We start from the raw sequence: 19,574 nt of genomic DNA on the forward strand, positions 1-19,574 counted from the left end.
ATCGGGCGCTTGCTTTGCTGCTCGAAAGGCCGCGGAGCAGGCCATGTCAGCGGACGCGGTGGAACTGGCTTTGCCAGGCCACTCGCGTCGTCCCCCTTGGGGGAAGGCGCGAAGCGACTCAGGGGGTACTCATCGTTTCTCTGCCCATGACCACGGCCTTGACGATGTTCTGATATCCCGTGCAGCGGCAGAGGTTGCCTTCCAGCAGTTCGCGGATCTCGCCCTCGCTCGCGTCGGGATGGCTCTTGCACAGATCGACCGCGCTCATCACCATGCCTGGCGTGCAGAAGCCGCACTGCAGGCCGTGGCACTGCTTGAAGGCCGCCTGCATCGGGTGCATGGTGCCGTCGGGCGCGGCCATGCCCTCGATGGTGGTGATGTCGGCGCCCTCGTGCATGACGGCCAGCGTGTTGCACGATTTGATGGCCCTGCCATTCACATGCACGGTGCAGGCGCCGCATTGCGCGGTGTCGCAGCCCACATGGGTGCCGGTGAGCTGCAGGTGCTCGCGGATGGCCTGCACCAGCAGGGTGTTGGGAGGAACGTCAATGCTGGCGGCTTGGCCATTGACCGTGAATTGCACTTTCATCGGGGGTGTCTCCTGTGCAGCGGCCTCTGTCGATGGGCCTTGATGATTCGCGGATTGCAGAACGAACGCCCTTCATCCTGATCAGCTTCGAATGGCGGCAGATCAGGCAAAACCCTCACAAGCTGTTTCCGGACATCGAATATTCTCAAAATGGAACACATCCACATCGTCGCGAGCCCACTTCCATGTTCAGCCAGCACGATCCCCTTGCCGAGCAACGTCTGCAGCAGATACAGCGCGCCCGCATGGCCGTCTTTGACGACGACGGCGGGCTTCGCGTGCAGGACGCTGCGGGTGACACCGGCGTTTCGGGCCTGTTCGCGATGCGCCCCGACAGCGAGTGGATCGAGCGTTCATGGCGGCGCTGCCTTGCGCAGGGGCAACGGCCACACCACCGGGTGGCCTTCGACGTGGTCACTCCGTATACCGTGCGCCGCGCCCAGGACGCCCAGCATCTGCTGCTGCAGGCGGCGCGTCCCGCGCTCGAGAGCCTCGGGCGTGCGACCGCGAGCACCCGCTATTTCGCGATCCTGACCGACGCGAACGGCGTGGTGGTCGATGTTTCGGGTGAGGTGGACAGAACGGATCCGCGCGCAGCGGCCATCGCGCGCGTGGGCGTTGATCTGTCGGAGCGCAGCATCGGCACCTCGGCGATCAGCGCGGCATTGTTCGAGCGGCGTTCCGTCTGGCTGCACCGGGGGGAGCATTTCTTTCGCGACACGGCGATGTACAGCTGCGCGGGCGCGCCGGTGTTCGGTCCGGCTGGCGATTGCGTGGGCATGCTCGATCTCACCGGTGTCGAGGTCGCGGAGCGCCCCGAACTGCAGCATCTGGTCGCACGCGCCGCGCGCAACATCGAGAACGCGCTCACGCTGCGCGCGCCGCACCGGCTGCTCTTGCGCCTGAACTGGCCGGGCCAACTGGGCGGAGGCGATGCCGACGGGCTGCTGTGTCTTGACGACGATGGCTGCGTCACCGGTGCCAATCAGGCCGCGCGCCAGATCGTCTCCGGCCTCGCTGCGGGCCGCCAGCCGCTGCACAGTGACGAGCTGTTCGCCATGCCGGTGAACCTCCTGTTCGACGCGGCGCAGCGGGGTCGCTCCGGCAATGCAATGCTCGACGTGCCGCTGTGGTCAGGTCTGCGCGTTCAGGTGCAGGCGCAGATCGAAGGGCCGGGCGCGAGCGCGGCCCTGGGCCTGCGGACGATGGAGCAGGCCGTGCCGCTCAAGGACGTGGAACTCGCGCTCGTGCACCGTGCTGTGGCTGAGGCTCGGGGCAATGTGGCGCAGGCGGCACGGGCGCTGGGCATCAGCCGGGCGACGGTCTATCGCAAGCTGGGGCGCAAGCCGCCCGGGAGTTGATCAGCCATCGCTGATGCCAGTCATCGTCGGCCTTCTGTGGGCAACGTGGCTCAGGCACTCGCCGCGGAGCAGCGCCCGCAGCTGATCGTTCCCATATGGTGATGCAGCAGGACGGTCTCGCCCGCCGCCACTTCGCCCTGACACTGGTCGCACATGCCGCTTTCGCCCATCACCTCGCGCGTGACACCGCTGGACGCCACCATCTGGTCGCCCAGATAACGCGGCAGCTTGGCGCTCTTGACGATGTCGGGGCGGAAATATTCCTCATACGCCGTCCAGCGCCCGATCAGCGTGTCGCCGAGACCGTGCTCGACCAGCGTGTCATGCATCAGCGCCCGGCGGTGATCGAACAGTTCGTGCGTGATGATCATCCAGTGGTGCGCGTTGCGCGGACGGTCGCCCATGTAGATCTTCTCGCCGGTGACGCACTGCTTCATGAACGAGAACTGCTTGTCGATGGCGCGTTCACGGGTCACCTTCACGAAGAAGGGTGAGAGCCGCTCATCGGCATAGACCTTGGCGTAGAAGGCTTCCATCACGGCGCGCACCTTCACGTCGCCGCCGAGTTCGTCCCAAAGTGCGGCATCGGCATCCGGGGCGGGCAATTCGCGCGGCGGCACGTCGTCGAAAGGACCCCGCAGCTCGAAGGGATAGCCGAATATCTCCTCGTCCCCCAGCGTGCCCTGCAGCTCGGGCGCAAGCGGGAGGGCGTCAGCGGCCTCCAGTACGCCGGTGACCAGCAGATCGCGCTCGGGGCAGGAGGTGAGAGTGAGCACCGGCTCGTCTTCTGCGCCGGTCACGATGCGCATCCGCTGACCGCTGCGGTACTTGAGCGGACGCCCGGTCTCGAAAGTCAGCGAGATGCGGCCATCTTCCAGAAGACTGGCTTCGCAGAGCTGGCAGCCGACGACCAGATCGTTCGGGTGCGGACGGCGCAGCTGCATCGCACCCGTGGGCACGCAGCGGCAGGGCAGAAAATAGCGCAGACGCCGCAGATGCATGGGCAGAACGCGCTGCGCCCGCTCGGGAATATCGCCGCGTTCGGCCTGCAGCATGCAGGTCTGGCAGGAACCGCTCTTGCAGGAAAACGCCGGATCGAGGCCCGCGCGCAGCAGGGCATTCAGAACCGTCTCGCCTTCCTGCGCCGTGACGTGACCGTCTTCAAAGCTCAGTACATGGGACATCCGCGAAGTATCGCAGCTTGCATCCTATTTGTAACTATGTGTTTTCGGAATACGCTCAGTCATGTTACAAACCGGCATGTCACTTCGAACGGACCTTCCCACTGAATCTCCCGCACAGCAATGGCGGCGTGACGGCTTTGCGTTGCTGCGCGCGGCCGTGCCCGCCGACTGGCTGGATGGCCTGCGCGCAACCTTTGATGCGGGCATCTTGCCGTCGGACCAGTGGCCCGTGCCGCGCGGCCTGACCTGGAATCACGCGCTCGTGGATCTGGACGCCCGGGTGCAGGCCGTATGCCGGTTGCCCGAGATGCTGGCGGTGGTGGGAGCGCTCATCGGCGAACGCTTTTTCCTCTCGCAGGTCGAGGGCCGCGAGCCGCAGGGCGGCCATGGTCACCAGTGCCTGCATCGCGACATGTCGTCCCAGCGTCCGGGCGACACGGTCGGTGCGCTGGTCTATCTGGACGACTATGGCCCGGACAACGGCGCCACCCGCATCGTGCCCGGAACCCACCGTCCCGCGCCCGACGCGCCGCCATACGACTTTCTTGATGAAACCGGTGCCGTGCAGCTCAAGGGCAGGGCGGGCGACATTCTGGTGTTCGACTCCGACCTCGTCCACGCCGGCAGCCTGAACCCGAGCGGCGCACGCCGCCGGACGCTGCTGCTGGGCTACTTCGCCGAGCCGCTGTATGCCTCGCATCTGCAGACCGCCCATCTGCGCAACGTGCGCATGGATACCAGCGAGCGTTTTGATCCGGCCTGAACATCCTGCGATCGTCGACACGCTCTGAAAGGACGAGCAACAAAAAAGGCAGCACCGTCACCGGGCTGCCTTGGTTGCGAAGGAGAAGTGTCGGGACTCTTCTTCCCCGGTCCGCCGCTGGGCGTGTCAGTCCTGCTTGTCCTGTGTGTCTGCAGGCGCTGTTGCAGGCGTTGCTGCATCATCGCCAGTGGCGGCAGCGTCCGCTTCGGTTGCGGAAGAAGCGTCGGGTTCCGCGTTGTCGGCATCGATGCCAGCCTGACGCAGCGCAGCCTTCTCGCCCGCAGGCGCGAACTTGCTGTACTTGCTGATGATGGGAACCATCTGGCCGTAGATGCGCGGGTTGCCCGCCAGGCACTCGCGCTGCTCGAGGAAATCGGCCTCGCCCGTGAAGTTGCCGACCAGGCCACCGGCCTCGGTCACCAGCAGCGAACCAGCGGCCACGTCCCAGATCGACAGACCGGTCTCGAAGAACGCATCGGTGAAGCCCGCAGCCACATAGGCCAGATCCAGCGCGGCGGCGCCCGGACGGCGCAGACCGGCGCAGCGCTGCATCACATCGCCCATGAGCGCGAGGTAGTTCTGGAAGTTGTCGCCCGGACGGAACGGAAAACCGGTCGAGATCAGGCATTCACCCATGCGCGTGCGCTTGCTCACGCGGATGCGGCGCTCGTTCAGGAACGCGCCACGGCCCTTGGTGGCAGTGAACAGGTCGTTGCGCGACGGGTCATAGATGACGGCCTGTTCGATCTTGCCGCGCACGGAAAGCGCAATGCTCACGCAGTAGACCGGGAAGCCATGGATGAAGTTGGTGGTGCCGTCCAGCGGATCGATGATCCACACGTAATCGGACGTCTTGGAGCCGTACTCGTTGCCCGATTCCTCGGCCAGGATGCCGTGCTGAGGGTAAGCGGTGAGAAGCGTTTCGATGATGGCCTTCTCGCTCGCCACGTCGACCTCGGTCACAAAATCATTGAGCTGTTTCTGGGAAACGCGCACAGCCTCGACGTCGAGGGCAGCTCGGTTGATGATGGCGCCAGCGGCGCGCGCAGCCTTGATGGCCACGTTAAGCATGGGGTGCAGATTGGAGGACGACATGGATTGTAGTGAGGAGCGGAGCGGCTTTTTGAGCTGCGGTGCGACCGGCGATGCGGAAGCGCGAAAGGGGTGATTCTATCGCTTTGGCCGAGATCGTGCTTTTTGTTGCTTGGTCGGGAGTAGGGTTCTTCTCGTATTGAGCCTCGCTGGCCGGGACTCGCCCCGGCGGGCGACCTACTTCTTTTGCTTCGCCAAAAGAAGTAGGCAAGAAAAGGCGACCCTGCTGCCCACGCCCCTCCGCTGCGCTGCGGGCAACCTGATTCTGCCGCTCCATCCGGCGCACGGCAGAAACTCCCTGCGCTTCGCTCCGGTCAGACATCTGCCGTGAGTCAGTGCTTGATGTCTGGATTGGCACTCGCCAATCCAGACCGCCGGATGGAACGACAGAATCAGGCGTGGGCAGAAGGGCGTGAAGCCGCGCGCCGCAGGCGCACATGCATCTCGCGAACGCGAGATGCAGCACGAGCGAAGCAGAGTGCCGCAAACACCTCTTCCAAACTGACTTCCGGCGGTTGTCCGAGCGGAGCGCGCAGCGCGAAGTCGAGTTCCGCCGGAGGTATTGAAAGCGCGTTTTTGATTACTTTTTGCGCGCAAGCAAAAAGTGATTGCCCCGCCGGGGGCAGTCCCGGCCTCCGCCCTCAACAACCGAGCCAATGCCTCAAATATGTGAATATTTGCAACAACATCACCCCATCCCCAGAGCTCCATCGATTCACACCCCATCCACAACACAGTGAACCGGAGCCCTCCATGCCCATTGCCCACCGCAGCCCAAAGCCAACCAACCCATTCAGAAAAAATCTCACCCGCCTGGCTGCCCTGTCAGCAGCAGCCCTCCTGCTCACAGCCTGCTCAGGCTCTGAAAACGACATCAGCATGGCGCAGTCGAAGTCCGTCGCCGCCAGCCCCGCAGGCTCTCCGAACATGGACAGCATCGACTCCAGTGCGTTGGCCCAGCGCGGCAGCCGCAACATCAGCGCAGAGGTGCAAAGGTTGGCTCGGCCGGCAGCACCGGCTCCCGCAGCCGCAGCCGCTGCCGCGCCCCTGCCGCCACAAGAGCCTGTCGCGATGGCCGCTCCTGAGCGCTTTCTCGCAGTCCGCCACGAAATGCAGATCGAAACGCCCGCCGCCGACCTTGCAGGGCTGTGGGCCTCCGTGAAGGAACGCTGCGAGCAGCTTGACTGTCTGGTCGAGGCCTCGGCGCTGCAGCGCGAGACCTCGCATTCGGCGGGCGGGGCCTACCTCTCCATGCGCGTCAACCCGCGTGATTTCGCGATGCTGACCAGCGCCATCGGCGGCAACGCCAAGGTGCTCAACCACCAGACCTCGAGCGAGGACAAGACGGGCGAGGTGATCGACGTGGAGGCGCAGATCAAGAATCGCAGCGAGTACCGCGACTCGCTGCGGGAGCTGCTGCGCGAGAAGGACGTCAAGCGCAAGCTCACCGACCTCATGGAAATCCGCGACACGCTCTCGCAGGTGCAGTCCGAGATCGACGCGGCCCAGGCGCAGCGCAAGGTGCTTGAAAAGGACACGGCCAAGCAATACGTGCACATGCGGTTCCAGCCGCAGCAGGTGGCCCTGTCCGGCACTTACAGCCCGTGGCTGCAGACCTGGGAGCGGGCGTGGAACGCGATGGCGGGCAGCGCTCAGTCGATGGTGATCGGCACCGCCGCGCTGTTGCCTGTGCTGGCGGTTCTGGGCGTGCTGGCTCTGGTGTTTGCGCTGGTGATGCGCCGGGTGTCGAGAGCCCGCAGGAACGCGCGTGAGGTGGCTGCGACGGTGGTCGCGTCGCCAGCCTCGTGACCGGCCGGTGTTTCGCTCAGGTGTCGATTTCCACGACATGGCATTTGCTATATTGGGGCGAAATCGACACCCTTTGCGGACACACCGTCAGCGGACGAAAAGGGCGGAAGGACCTTGACGCATGAAGTGGTTGTATCAACCGAAAAAAGAGACGCTGAGCGCAGCGGACATCTGCCAAAGCATGCGAGGCAACCGTTACGGCGCGGCGATTTGTGCGGTGCTGCTGATCGTCGGGCTTGGCGTCTGGGGAACTTACGTTCTGCCCACCATCCTTGGCGGTGCGGTTTGCATGTGGGTTTATCTGGCGGGCAACCATTGGACGAATGGCCCTCGGGCAGGGGTGGCCGCCATTGCCCAGATCGCCGCGATTCTGGGGGTGATCGCAAGTTATGCCGTTTTCTCTCCGGGGCATGAACGGGTCGCGTTTTACCTGAACATACTGACTGCCATGTCGCTGGGAATGGCCGTGTACGGGTTCACGAACCCCATGCTGCCCACGCCGAATCCCGAGACGCGGCTACCCTGAAGGCGGACTTGCGGAGGTGCCGCAGCGCAGCCCGTCACGTCAATTCGCGCAGAGGACACTCGGGGCTTTCAAAGCGGCGACAATCGAGGGTTTCGCGCTTTGCGCCTGACGGACGGTCCTGCCATCATGAAAACCCGCTTCATCCTCATCAACACCAGCCATGCCGGCAATGTGGGCGCCGCCGCGCGTGCGCTCAAGACCATGGGGTTTGATGATCTGGTGCTCGTGGCGCCGCGCTGGCCGAACGTGCTGCGCAAGGAAGAAACGATCCAGCGCGCGAGCGGGGCGCTCGATGTGCTGGAGAACTGCCGCATCGTGGAAACGCTGGACGAGGCGCTCGATGGCATGAGCCACCTCTGCGCGACGGCGATGACGCCGCGTGACTTCGGGCCCCCCACACGCACGCCGCGCGAGCATTTTGATCTGCTCGTGAATGGCAAGCTGAATGCCGATGCAGGCGCATCCGGCGCACCCAACGAAACCGGCGTCGCATTCCTTTTTGGCTGCGAGCGCTTCGGCATGGCCAATGAAGACGTCTACCGCTGCAATGTGGCGCTGTCGATTCCGACCAATCCAAAATTCGGCTCGCTCAATCTCGCGTCGGCCGTGCAGGTGGTCGCCTACGACTGGCGGCAGGCGCTCGGCGGCTATGCAGTGCAGGAGGCCACGGCGCCCGTGGAGCGTGCGGACACCGCGCAGGTGGCGGGCATGCTGGGGCACTGGGAGCAGGCGCTGGCCGAGATCGGCTTTCTCGATCCGGCGGCGCCCAAGAAGCTCATGCCGCGTTTGAACCAACTTTTCAATCGCGCGCAACTGACCGAGGAAGAAATCCACATCCTTCGCGGTGTTGCCAAGGCGATGATCCAGACGGCCCAATCAAAACGCTAGACTGCAAGTCTTCCAGAACGAATAACGACAGTCCATTTTCATGTTTGACCGCCTGCGATCCGATATCCAGTGCATTCTTGAGCGCGACCCGGCTGCCCGCAGCACCTGGGAAGTGATCACGTGCTACCCGGGCCTGCACGCCATCTGGCTGCATCGACCTGCGCACTGGTGTTGGGGCCATGGTCTGAAGTGGACGGGGCGCTTCATCTCCAACTTCTCGCGCTGGCTCACCGGCATCGAAATCCATCCCGGCGCGAAGATCGGCCGGCGGGTGTTCTTCGACCATGCGATGGGCGTGGTCGTCGGCGAGACGGCCGAGATCGGCGACGGCTGCACGATCTACCAGGGCGTGACGCTGGGTGGCACTTCGCTCTACAAGGGCACGAAGCGCCACCCGACCCTCGGCAGGGACGTGGTGGTGAGCGCGGGCGCCAAGATTCTCGGCGGCTTTGAAGTGGGCGACGGGGCCAAGATCGGCAGCAACGCGGTGGTCATCAAGCCCGTGCCTGCGGGCGCGACGGCGGTGGGGATTCCCGCGCGCATCATCCCGTCCAAGGCGGGCCAAAGTGCGGACGTGACCGAAGCGCCCGCGGCGACCCCGTCGTCGGCACCGGCCGCTCCGGCGGCCCCTGCCGCGTCGGCCAGCCCGGCACCGTTCTCGGCCTATGGCGTCGAGGGGCAGCAGGATGACCCGCTCGCGCAGGCCATGCGCAGCCTGATCGATCACACTGCGGCGCAGGAGCGCCAGATCGCGCTGCTGTGGCAGAGCATCGAAAAGCTCAGCTCGGCGGCGCCCAAGGAAGTGGGCGACTGCGTTCCGTGCGACGCCGCCAAGCGCGAGAATTTCGCCAAGGAAACGCTCAACGATCTCGTGGGCAAGTGAGGCCGGTGGGCGCTTGTCGTGTGACGTGCGCCACGCCGGTTCTGAAATGGAAGGAGCATCGCGCCATGCCGCGTCGCTGGGACCTGATCTGTTTTGACTGGGGCGGCACCCTCATGGCCGAGGGTGGGCCCGAGGAGCTGCCGATGGCCCAGTGGCCCGAGGTCCGGCGCATCGACGGTGCGCTCGAAGTGCTTGCTCGGCTCGAAGCTGAGGGCGAGCGCATCAGCATCGCGACCAACGCATCGGTCTCCACCAAGCCGCTGATCGGCAAGGCACTCGAGCGCGGCGGCCTGCGCCGTTTCATCGAGAACATCTTCTGCTACACCGACATCGGCTTTCGCAAAAGCGAGCCGCAGTTCTGGCGCGCGGTGCAGGCGCGTTCGGGGCTGGCCGATCTGAGCCGCGTCGCGATGATCGGCGATTCGCTCGAGCAGGACGTGCTCGCGCCGCTGCGCCACGGCGTGGGCCGCGCAATCTGGTTGCATGCGGGCGTGGGCGAGCGAGCCGCGCTGCCCGAGGGCGCCTCGCAGGTGCACAAGCTCACCCACGCGCTCACGCTGCTGGGCCACTGATCTGGCGGCGCGGCGGCGGCTGTCCCCGATGTGGCAGCCTGCGCCCCTTGGTGGATTTACAGGCGGGCAGGTATCACGCAAGATGCGCGTTCGCGTCCTTTCCCAGTCATTTGCCGATCAATTCCTGATCATTCCCCGATTTCACAGCTAGAGAAGGTTGATTCCGATGAACGTCAGTCAGGCCATGCAGGAGCGCCGTTCGGTGCGCGCTTTTCTGCCTCGTGTACCCAGCGCTCAGGATGTCGAGAGCCTGATTTCCGATGCCGCCAAGGCGGCCTCCGGCGGCAATCTGCAGCCGTGGCGCGTGGTCGCGCTCTCGGGCACACCGCTCAAGCAGCTGACCGATGCGGTCACGGCGGCGGCGCCGATGGAAGACAGCGTCGTGCCTCACATGGCCTATCCCCCGAGCCTCTGGGATCCGTACCGCGCCCGTCGATTCAAGAACGGCGAAGACCTCTACAAGACCATCGACATCCCGCGCGAGAACAAGGCCGCGCGGCTTGAGCAGATGGGCAAGAACGGCCTGTTCTTCGGCGCGCCGGTCGGCGTCATCATGCTGGTGGACGAGCGCATGGGCTACGCGCAATGGGTGGATCTGGGCATCTACCTGCAGTCCTTCATGCTGCTCGCCACCGAGCGCGGCATGGCCACCTGCGCCCAGGGCTACTGGCGGCGTTTCCGTGACACGGTGGAGCGCGTGCTCGAAGTGCCCGAGGCGTACCGTGTGGCCTACGGTATCGCGCTTGGATACGAGGACACGGCCGCCCCGATCAACGACCTGCGCGCCGATCGTGCGGAGTTTGGCGAGTGGGCGCAGATGCGCGGATTCGCCTGATCAATCAGTTGTCCATGGCGCTTGGCGCCACCCGTGGCACATGAAACTGGTGCGGCCCAAGCGAGGGCAGCCGCGCAAGGGCCGCCCCGCCGCGCTGGCTGCGTCCCCTCCCGCGAAGCGAGAGAGGGGAAGGCGCGCAGCGACTCAGGGGGGCTCACGGTTGAGCGGGCACCTTGCGTGTGGCCCTCCACCACACGCACATGCCCAGCACCACCGTGATGCACTGGGCTGTGGCCAGCAGCAGTCCGCTGTGGAAGAGGTGCGGAACGATGGCCGCTGAGATCAGCGTGAACACCATCATCTGCGCGAAGCCCTGCAGCGACGAGGCGAGGCCGCGCATCTGCGGGAACTGGCCCATGGTTTCGAGCGAGAGGATGGGCATCAGCAGCGAGATGCCCAGCGTGTAGACGGTGATCGGCAGCACGGCCCACGGCACGACGGGGTGGCTGGTCGAGGCGTTGTAGATCACGTTGCTTGCACACGCGAGCAGCAGGCAGCCGTAGCCGATGCGCTTTTGCACCTGCATGGGAATGCGCTTGGCCAGCGTGCCCGAGACCGCCGAGCCCATGAAGGTGCCCGCGATCAGCGGGATGAACAGCCAGCCGAGATCGGTGGCCTCCATGCCGAGCACGGTGATCACGAATTCGGCTGCCGAGCTGATGTAGACCGAGTTCGCGCCCGCCATCAGCGCGAGACCGAGGACCATGGTGCGGAACTTGCGGTTGGACAGCGCGGTGAGGTAGTTGCCGAGGATGACGCCGAGCTTGAGCGGCGTGCGTTTCTCGGGCGGCAGCGTCTCGGGCAGATAGCGCCACAGCAGCGTCGCGAGCACGAAGCCGAACGCCGCCAGAAAATAGAACGTCGCGCGCCAGCCGCCGTGGGTCTGCAGCCAGCCGCCAAAAATCGGCGCGAGCGCAGGCGCGAGACCGAACACCATCATCACCATGGCCATCATGCGCTGCGCGTCCGCGCCCTGAAAGCGGTCCTGCACCATGGCCCGCACGATCACCATGCCCGATCCTGCGCACATGCCCTGCAGAAAGCGCACGAGGATCAGTGCATGGATGTTGGGCACGAACGCCGCCGCGAGCGACGTGAGACCATAGAAGATGGCCGATGCCATCAGTACTCTGCGCCGCCCGAAGGTGTCGCTCAGCGTGCCGTAGAACAGCATGGTGCAGGCCATCGCGAACACGTACACGCTCAGCGTCTGCTGGACCGCTGCCGGACCCACGTCGAAATCCTTCGCGATGGCGTGGAACGAGGGCAGATAGGTGTCGATGCCGAGCGGACCGATCATGGTGCACAGGGCAAAAAGCAGGGTGAGCAGTACGGACGAACGCATCAGGAATGGTCTGGGGGCGTGGGCTTGGGGGGGGCCGCCAGTCTACCGGTGCGGGCTGCTTCTCGCTCGTGTCGGGTCTTCCCTGTAATCGAGTACTTTTGTTCCGCTGTGCGGAAACAGGGGATATGACCGTGTCATTCATGGTTTGATAACCGTAATGTCACGTTGTCTTGGAAAACTGGGCGGTTTCAAGGAGGGCAACAATGCAACGTACAACTCTGGTCGCCGCAATGGCCGCCATGCTCGCTTTTTCGGTTCAGGCTGCCAATCCTGATGCAGTCATGACCGGCGCGGCGCGCAAGGCACTGGAACTCAAGCTCACTCAGGCCGATGCGCAAGGGCAGGTCTATATCCAACAGAGCTTCACGAATCCCGGCGAGACGAGCCTGCCGACCGGCTGGCGCAAGCCCGGCTGGAACAAGGGCACCGTGGCGCTCGATCCGACCACTGGCAATCTGCTCATCGACGGACGCGCCAACGGCACGCAGATGACCGGGCTGATGCTGCCCGCGGCGCTGGAATCGCTCTCCAACTACCGCGTCGACGTGGAGTACACCATCGACGCCACGCTGAACAATGACGCAGCACGCTGGGTCAGCGTGATGTACCGCACCTCGCCCGAGACCGGCGCGATTGCCTACGATCCCTACCACCAGTTCGCGATCCGCCAGAATGCCGCGGCCAGCAACGGCACGGAGTTCGCGTTGCGCACGGGCGGGAATTGGAGGGTCGAGAGCATCAAGCCGTTCCCCGAAATCATCGACAAGGCGAAGACCTACCGTGCGACCGTGATCGTTCACGGCAATCGCGTGCGCCAGTATCTGAATGACACGCTGCAGCATGACACCACCATCACGTCGGGGCTCGCGCAGGGTGGCATCGGCCTGCAGACGGCTGGTGCGCTGTACCGCGTGAAGAGCGTGAAGGTGACCGAGCAGATCACGCCGTTGCCCGAATTCGATCTGCCGATCGCCGTGCAGGACACGGGAACCGCTGCGTCGATGGCCCCCTCGCTGGTGCAGGGCATGACAAGTCTGGCCGCCAAGGCCGGGGATGGCTCGAGCAATTCCCTCTACACGCTGGACAGCGCGCTCAACCTGCGCGGCACCGGCGGCGAGGCGCTGGGTACGCTTCAGGAGCTGTTCGCCCAGACGAGCCGCATCACCGTGCCCGTGGTACGCGTGCAGGATCAGGCCACGGTGGATGCACTGGTCGCGTTCTCGAACGACGTGCGGACGCTGGGGGACATCACCTTTGTCTCGGACAACGTGGGCCTGCTCGCCGATCTGCGCGCCCGGTTGAGCGCCACGCGCACGGCGGTGGATTTCACGGCTGCCGCGCTGCCCGACAACAGCGGGAGCCTGCTGCGCATCGTGGGTGAAACCAACCGCGCGGGCGCGAAGATCGCCATCCTGCCGCCGGCTTTGACGACGCGTGCCAATGTCTCCTACCTGCAGCGGATGCTGATCACGGTCTGGGCGCAGAGCGACGCGGGCACGGCGCAGGACGCCGCAAACGTGTTGACCACCGGCGTCAACGGGGTGGTCAGCACGCGCAGCGCTCTGTTCGCCGACGTGCTGCGCCAGCTGCCCGCCAACACGCTTCTGCGCAAACCCCTGATCACCGGACATCGCGGCATGCCGGCCGGTGGCGACTATGACGAGAACACGCTCGAGAGCGCCAAGGCCGCCGTGGATGCGGGCGCGGACGCCGTCGAGAACGACATCTACATCACCAAGGACGGCCATCTGGTGATCATGCATGATGCGACCGTGGACCGCACGACCAATGGCAGCGGCGCCATCGAGAACATGACGCTCGCCGAGGTGAAGGCACTGCGCACCAAGGGCAAGGGCCTCGAGGTGCCGACCATGCGCGAGTTCTTCCAGGCCTTCAAGGGCAAGCCGATCACGCACTTCATCGAGATCAAGAGCGGCACGCCCTCCGTCGTCGCCAAGCTCAAGGAGGAAATGGCGGCCGAGGCCACGGCCGACCAATCGGTGGCGATCTCGTTCGACACGGCGCAACTCGAGCGCAGCCGCGAGCAGATTCCCGAACTCACGCTTGGTCTGCTGAACACCAATGCGGATGGCACTGTGCCGATGGAGAGTCTGCGCAAGGTACTGGATGCCACGCAGACCAACGGCTCGACCTACAACCCGTCCTACGGCGGCGTCAAGCGTGAAACGCTGGAGGCGGCCAAGCATCGCGGCACGACCTACTGGCCCTGGACGCTGAACGGCGAGGCTGATTTCTACAAGTTCTACAGTTGGGGCATTCACGGCATCACGACCGACTTCGCGCGTTGGGCCAAGGCCTTCCCGGTGGAGATCGAGGCCGCGGGCGTGCCCGCCAAGATTGAGTTGAACCAGCCGCTGTCGCTTGACGTGAAGCTCACCACGCAGGGCAAGGTCAGCAGCGTCACGGCCGCCAACGAGCTGGTGCTGATCGGCGGCACGGCACAGGCGGATGCGCCGGTCGATGGCAAGCTGACCTTCAAGACGGCGGGCACGGCCTTCGTGCTGCCCGGTTATCGCCATCAGATGGGCACGAGCAGCTACAGCTATGTGATCGTCGGCAAGCCCGTGGCTCTGGTGGTGGGTGACGGCACCGGCAGCGTGACCGGAACCTCGAACAGCACGAGCGGCGGCTCGGTCGCCTGCAGCGGTGCCGTGCCCGGTCAGAGCAGCGCATGCACGATCACGCCCATGCCCGGCTACGCGGTGGCGGGCGTGGCCCCCGGTGGCGATTGTCCGGCTGGTGCGTGGAACGCGGACTTCACGGTCTACACCACGGGCGTCATCCAGGGCAACTGCTCGGTGAACTTCAGCTTCAAGCCACTGCCTGTCGAGGCGTCGCTGGCGGTCGTCGGCAAGAGCGGCTCCGTCAGCGCCACGGTGACGGGTGGTGGCACGGGACTGTGGGCGTTTGATGCGGGCAGTGCGCTGTCGGTCGCAGCGGCACAGAGCACGCCCGAGAACGTGCGCTTCCCGTTCGGCGTGACCAGCTTCAAGCTGAACGGTGGCGAGGCGGGCCAGCAGGCCACGGTGGAACTGGTATATCCGGAGGCGCTGCCCACGGATGCCAAGTACTACAAGTACGGCAAGACCAAGGCCAACGCCGAGGCGCACTGGTATGTCTTTGGCGGTGCGCAGATCAGCGGCAACAAGGTCACCCTCACGCTCACGGATGGCGAAGATGGCGACAGCGACCTCGTGGCCAACGGCTCGATCAGCGATCCGGGCGGTGTCGGCGTGGCCGCCGCCGGTCCGGTGACGCCGCCTGCAGGCAATGTGGCACCCGTGCCGACGCTGGGCGCGGGCGGCCTGATCGGACTGTCCTGGGCCGTGGGTGCGCTGGCCTGGATGCGCTCGCGCCGCAGCCGCCGAAACCAGCGCAGCGACGGCGCGTTGACCCACTGATGAGTGGAGGTGGGCTCACGGGTGATCCGGTGAGTCCTGCAAATGCAAAGAGCCGCTGCGGTTTGCCTGCAGCGGCTCTTTTGTCGTGAATGTGAATTCCGGTCGCTCAGCCGCGTGTGCGCACCGCCGTCTTGGGGCGGAAGCCCTTGCAGACCTCGTCGCGGGTCTCGAGGTACGGCCCGCCGATCAGGTCGATGCAGTAGGGCACGGCGGCGAAGATGCCGTTGACCTTCTGTGTGCCGTCGGCGGCCTTGAGGCCTTCCAGCGTTTCGGCGATCGCCTTGGGCTGGCCAGGCAGGTTGATGATCAGGCTTTGGCCGCGGATCACCGCGACCTGGCGCGACAGAATGGCGGTCGGCACGAAGGTCAGGCTGATCTGACGCATCTGCTCGCCAAAGCCGGGCATTTCCTTGTCGGCGACGGCGAGCGTGGCTTCGGGCGTCACGTCGCGCGGAGCGGGGCCGGTGCCGCCGGTGGTGAGCACCAGCGAGCAGCCGGCGTCCACCAGCTCGACGAGCGCCGCGCTGATGCCGTCCTTTTCATCGGGAATCAGGCGTGGCTCGAACTCGATGGGGTTGTGCAGCGCGCCCGTGAGCCAGTCCTTGAGGGCCGGCAGGCCCTTGTCTTCATAGACGCCGGTGCTCGCCCGGTCGCTGATCGAGACGATGCCGATCTTCACCATTTGCGGCGTGGCGGGCAGGGGCGGGAGTGTCGAGGTTGTCGTGCTCATGGGGCGTTGTGATCAGGCGTCGTCTTCTTGCGATTCGGCATCGGACTCGGTCTTGGTGTCATCAAGCTGCTCGCGCACCAGCTGGAACAGGTCGCGATACGCGCGCGACTTGCGTGGAGCGAGGCCCTGCGATTCGGCGGCCTTGTCCTCGGCGGGGGCATCCTTGCGGGCCTGACGGATCAAGGCGCGGATCTGCTGGGTGTCGGTGCGCGGGAACTGGTCGAGCCAGATCGCGAGGGATTCTTCGTGGGCGATCAGGCGGTCGCGCCATTGTTCGGCCAGATGCAGCGAGAGCTTCTCGGCGGCCGAGCCATTGCGCTGTTCGTCGAGCGCCTGGCGCACGGCCGCGACTTCGGCTTCCTCGAGCTTGCGCATGAGCTTGCCGACATATTGCATCTGGCGGCGCTTGCCCTCGAAATTGGTGATGCGCTTGGCCTCGAGAATCGCCTCCTGCAGCTTTTCGGGCAGGTTCAGGCGGTTGAACAGGTCGGTGCGCAGGGTCAGCAGTTCCTTGCCGAGGTCCTGCAGCTCATCGCTTTCGCGCTTGAGTTCAGTTTTGGTGGAACCGTCGGTTCCCCGGAGTTCGGCCTTCAGCTGCATGTCGAGCTCGCTGCCTTCGGCAACGAACTGACCTCGCACGAAGTACCCTTTTTTTGGTTTGCGTGGCATGTCGGTAATCAGTAGCGGGCCCCGGCAATTCGGTCAAGTGCCGAACAGGGGCTCAAAGTGGCAAGTATCATAGCCGCCGATATGAAAAAATCATCTTCCAACGCCAAGAATGCCGCCCTGACTCAGCCAGAGAGCGGATTTAGCTATACCCGCGACTTCTTTGCCGATCTGGTGGATCAGGCGCTGGCCCATGCCAAGAAGCTGGGCGCGACAGACGCCGGTGCGGACGCCTCGGAGGCGTGCGGTCTGAGCGTGAATGTGCGAAAGGGCGAGTTGGAAACGGTGGAGCGCAACCGCGACAAGTCGCTGGGCGTGACGGTCTATATCGGCCATCGTCGCGGCAACGCGAGCACCTCTGATTTTTCACCGGCCGCGATCGAGCGCACGGTGCAGGCAGCTTACGACATCGCGCGTTTCACTGCCGAAGACCCGGTGGCCGGCCTTCCGGATGCAGAGGATATTGCCCCCGAGGGCTCGCACCGCGATCTGGACCTGTTCCACCCCTGGGCGGTGACCAGCGAAGAGGCAGCGCGCCTGTCGCTCGAATGCGAGGCGGCGGCGCTCGCCACCAGCAAGCGCATCACCAACAGTGAAGGCGCGGGCGTGTCGGCCCAGCAGAGCCATTTCTTCAGCGCCCACACGCGCGGCTTCCGGGGCGGCTACGCGAGCTCGCGCCACAGCATGTCGGTGGCGCCCATCGCGTCTTTGCCCGGCCGCAATGCCGAAATGCAGCGCGACGCCTGGTACAGCTCCATGCGCAACGCCAAGGACTTGGCTTCGCCCGAGGCGATTGGCCGTTACGCCGCCGAACGCGCGCTCAGCCGTCTCGGCAGCCGCAAGGTGCGCACCACCGAATGCCCGGTGCTGTTCGAATCGACGCTCGCCGCAGGCCTGCTCGGCGGCTTCGTGCAGGCCGTGAGCGGCGGTGCGCTCTATCGCAAGAGCACCTTCCTCGTCGACTCGCTGGGCAAGGACATTTTCCCCAAGCACATCGACATCGCCGAAGACCCGTTCATCCTCGGCGGCAAGGGCAGCTCGCCGTATGACGAGGAGGGCGTGCGCGTGCAGGCCCGCAAGGTGGTCGACGCCGGTCGGGTGGAGGGCTATTTCCTCTCCAGCTACTCGGCGCGCAAGCTGGGCATGAAGACCACCGGCAACGCCGGCGGCTCGCACAACCTCACGCTGACCTCGCGCCTGACCCGCGCTGGCGACGATCTGGATGCCATGCTCCAAAAGCTCGGCACCGGCCTCTTCGTGATCGAGCTGATGGGCCAGGGCGTGAACTACGTGACCGGCGACTACTCGCGCGGCGCCAGCGGCTTCTGGGTGGAGAACGGCAAGATTGCCTTCCCGGTGCAGGAAATCACCATCGCGGGCAACCTCAAGGACATGTTCGCGGGCATCGAGGCCATTGGCGCGGATGCGTACAACTACGGTGCGAAGACCGTGGGTTCGGTCCTGATCAACAAGATGAAGGTCGCCGGCAGCTGAGCACCTTCTGTCCTGAATCCGACAGGCCGCGAAGCGCAACCGTGCTTCGCGGCCTTTTTGTTGGGCGTGCCGCTGCGCGCGGTCGATTGACGAGAGGGCTCGTCTTTGTCAATAGATCAACTCCCAAGCTCCCATGGAAACGCTTGCGATGGCGTTCCCGATCTGCCGTCTGCCGTGCAAAGCCCTATTGCGTTCCATTCGCCTGACACTAGCATGGATGACAAATATTTACATTTCGCGACGCAGCCTGCGTGCCACGCAGTGCGGATGAAGCGCGAAGGCGGGTTCGGAGAGGGAGGGCGCCTGGAGACCGTTTGACACGGGCTCCCTCCTCGCAGTTTTCAAAACGCAAGGAGAGCAGAGCTATGAGAAAGCGGAGTTTGCTGCAGGGAACGGCAGCGGCGGCGGTGTTGGCAGTGACCGGAACGGCGTTTGCCGCGGAGAAGTCGGTGCGCTTCGCGTACCAGGACATGCCGGTGCCGCTCAGGCTGGTGATGGAGTCTGGTGAGGTCGAGAAGGCCACGGGCTACAAGATCGACTGGCGCATGTATTCGGGCGGCGCGGACGTGATCGGCGCGATGGGCGCGGGCGAGGTGCAGATCGGCGAAGTGGGCTCGAGCCCGCTCACCGCCGCCGCGACGCAGGGGCAGGACATCAAGCTGTTCTGGATCTCGGCCGACATCGCCGATGCCGAGGCGCTGGTGGCGCGCGAGGGCAGCGGCATCAAGAACTTCAAGGATCTGGTGGGCAAGCGCATCGGCGTGCCGTTTCTCTCCACCGCGCATTACCAGCTGATCGCGGCGCTCAACAACGAGGGCGTCGATCCCAAGCGCGTGATCATCATGAACATGCGGCCCCCGGAAATCTCCAAGGCTTGGGAGAACGCGGACATCGACGCGACCTTCGTGTGGGACCCGGTGCTTGGTCACGTCAAGAAAACCGGCACGGTGATCGCCACGTCGGGCAGCATCGCCAAGATGGGCTTTCTGACCTATGAAGGCATTGCCGTGAACGCGAAATGGGCGAAGGAGCATCCGGAGTTCATGGTCGCGATGGTCAAGGCGCTGGACCGTGCGAGCGCACAGGTGCGCGGCGAACTCGCACGCTGGACGCCCGACTCCGCGCCGATCAAGGCCATCGCCAAATGGTCCAAGGCCGACGCGAAGGAGGTGCCAGCGTCGATGGCGCTGTATCGTTTTCCGAGTGCCGAGGAGCAGCTCAGCACGCGCTGGCTCGATGGCTGGGCATCGACGGCGATGAAGTTCACCGCTGCCTTCCTCAAGTGGCAGGGCAAGGTGCAGTCCGTGAAGCCGGATTACGGCCCTTATGTGACGAGCGAGTACGTGAAAAAGGCGCTGGGCAAGTAGCCCGGCGCCCCCTTCAGACCGCTCTTTCAGGCCGATTTTTCAGGCTGA

The 19,574-nt window shown here is 64.9% G+C and carries 17 protein-coding genes; 11 read left to right on the top strand and 6 right to left on the bottom strand.

The genetic code is table 11. The features are described 5' to 3' along the window. Positions 1–118: 118 nt before the first annotated feature. Complete coding sequence (locus ISG32_RS17800) at positions 119–589, bottom strand: (2Fe-2S)-binding protein (protein WP_194772377.1); 471 nt, start codon at positions 587–589, stop codon at positions 119–121. A 185-nt stretch (positions 590–774) separates the two neighbouring features. Here ISG32_RS17800 and ISG32_RS17805 point away from each other — a divergent pair, with 185 nt between their 5' ends. Further along, on the top strand, positions 775–1,950 hold the full coding sequence (locus ISG32_RS17805) for a helix-turn-helix domain-containing protein (protein WP_194772378.1): 1,176 nt from the start codon (positions 775–777) through the stop codon (positions 1,948–1,950). A gap of 50 nt (positions 1,951–2,000) precedes the next feature. Here ISG32_RS17805 and ISG32_RS17810 read toward each other — a convergent pair whose 3' ends face one another. After that, positions 2,001–3,134, bottom strand: coding sequence for a globin domain-containing protein (locus tag ISG32_RS17810; protein WP_194772379.1), 1,134 nt, complete (start codon positions 3,132–3,134; stop codon positions 2,001–2,003). A 76-nt stretch (positions 3,135–3,210) separates the two neighbouring features. Here ISG32_RS17810 and ISG32_RS17815 point away from each other — a divergent pair, with 76 nt between their 5' ends. After that, the gene (locus ISG32_RS17815; protein WP_194772380.1) at positions 3,211–3,897 is read left to right on the top strand and encodes a phytanoyl-CoA dioxygenase family protein; all 687 of its coding nucleotides are present in this window, start codon (positions 3,211–3,213) and stop codon (positions 3,895–3,897) included. A 126-nt stretch (positions 3,898–4,023) separates the two neighbouring features. Here ISG32_RS17815 and ISG32_RS17820 read toward each other — a convergent pair whose 3' ends face one another. Next, positions 4,024–4,992 carry an inositol monophosphatase family protein gene (locus ISG32_RS17820; protein ID WP_228529910.1) on the bottom strand — a complete coding sequence of 323 codons (969 nt, stop codon included), beginning with the start codon at positions 4,990–4,992 and terminating at the stop codon, positions 4,024–4,026. Positions 4,993–5,868: 876 nt separating this feature from the next. On the opposite strand from ISG32_RS17820, the gene ISG32_RS17825 reads away from it, so the two are divergent. From ISG32_RS17825 to ISG32_RS17850, 6 genes are all read left to right on the top strand, one after another. After that, positions 5,869–6,798 (top strand): DUF4349 domain-containing protein, encoded by a 930-nt coding sequence (locus ISG32_RS17825; protein ID WP_194772381.1) that lies wholly within the window; start codon positions 5,869–5,871, stop codon positions 6,796–6,798. A 121-nt stretch (positions 6,799–6,919) separates the two neighbouring features. Further along, entirely contained in the window at positions 6,920–7,324 is a 405-nt protein-coding gene (locus tag ISG32_RS17830) for a hypothetical protein (RefSeq protein WP_194772382.1), read from the top strand. A 126-nt stretch (positions 7,325–7,450) separates the two neighbouring features. Continuing rightward, a complete protein-coding gene (locus ISG32_RS17835; protein ID WP_194772383.1) occupies positions 7,451–8,212 on the top strand; it encodes an RNA methyltransferase in 762 nt (253 codons plus the stop codon). Positions 8,213–8,252: 40 nt separating this feature from the next. Beyond that, a complete protein-coding gene (gene cysE, locus ISG32_RS17840) occupies positions 8,253–9,095 on the top strand; it encodes a serine O-acetyltransferase (protein ID WP_194772384.1) in 843 nt (280 codons plus the stop codon). 65 nt (positions 9,096–9,160) lie between these two features. Beyond that, positions 9,161–9,667 (top strand): HAD family hydrolase, encoded by a 507-nt coding sequence (locus ISG32_RS17845; RefSeq protein ID WP_194772385.1) that lies wholly within the window; start codon positions 9,161–9,163, stop codon positions 9,665–9,667. A gap of 166 nt (positions 9,668–9,833) precedes the next feature. After that, entirely contained in the window at positions 9,834–10,502 is a 669-nt protein-coding gene (locus ISG32_RS17850; protein ID WP_194772386.1) for a nitroreductase, read from the top strand. A gap of 154 nt (positions 10,503–10,656) precedes the next feature. On the opposite strand, the gene ISG32_RS17855 is transcribed toward ISG32_RS17850, so the two are convergent. Continuing rightward, positions 10,657–11,847, bottom strand: coding sequence for a multidrug effflux MFS transporter (locus ISG32_RS17855; protein WP_194772387.1), 1,191 nt, complete (start codon positions 11,845–11,847; stop codon positions 10,657–10,659). Positions 11,848–12,050: 203 nt separating this feature from the next. Between ISG32_RS17855 and ISG32_RS17860 the strand changes: the two genes are divergently transcribed. Then, positions 12,051–15,269, top strand: coding sequence for a glycerophosphodiester phosphodiesterase family protein (locus tag ISG32_RS17860; RefSeq protein WP_194772388.1), 3,219 nt, complete (start codon positions 12,051–12,053; stop codon positions 15,267–15,269). A 106-nt stretch (positions 15,270–15,375) separates the two neighbouring features. Here ISG32_RS17860 and mog read toward each other — a convergent pair whose 3' ends face one another. Both mog and yjgA read right to left on the bottom strand, forming a co-directional pair. Then, positions 15,376–15,999: a molybdopterin adenylyltransferase gene (gene mog / locus ISG32_RS17865; protein WP_228529911.1), complete on the bottom strand. Its 624-nt coding sequence runs from the start codon at positions 15,997–15,999 to the stop codon at positions 15,376–15,378. A gap of 12 nt (positions 16,000–16,011) precedes the next feature. Then, positions 16,012–16,668 carry a ribosome biogenesis factor YjgA gene (gene yjgA, locus ISG32_RS17870; protein ID WP_194772389.1) on the bottom strand — a complete coding sequence of 219 codons (657 nt, stop codon included), beginning with the start codon at positions 16,666–16,668 and terminating at the stop codon, positions 16,012–16,014. 81 nt (positions 16,669–16,749) lie between these two features. Here yjgA and pmbA point away from each other — a divergent pair, with 81 nt between their 5' ends. Continuing rightward, a complete protein-coding gene (gene pmbA / locus ISG32_RS17875; RefSeq protein ID WP_194772390.1) occupies positions 16,750–18,159 on the top strand; it encodes a metalloprotease PmbA in 1,410 nt (469 codons plus the stop codon). Positions 18,160–18,524: 365 nt separating this feature from the next. Beyond that, on the top strand, positions 18,525–19,526 hold the full coding sequence (gene tauA / locus ISG32_RS17880) for a taurine ABC transporter substrate-binding protein (RefSeq protein WP_194772391.1): 1,002 nt from the start codon (positions 18,525–18,527) through the stop codon (positions 19,524–19,526). The last annotated feature ends 48 nt before the right edge of the window (positions 19,527–19,574 follow it).

It is taken from the genome of Diaphorobacter caeni (assembly GCF_015354245.1).
Taxonomy (GTDB): Bacteria; Pseudomonadota; Gammaproteobacteria; order Burkholderiales; family Burkholderiaceae_C; genus Diaphorobacter_A; species Diaphorobacter_A caeni.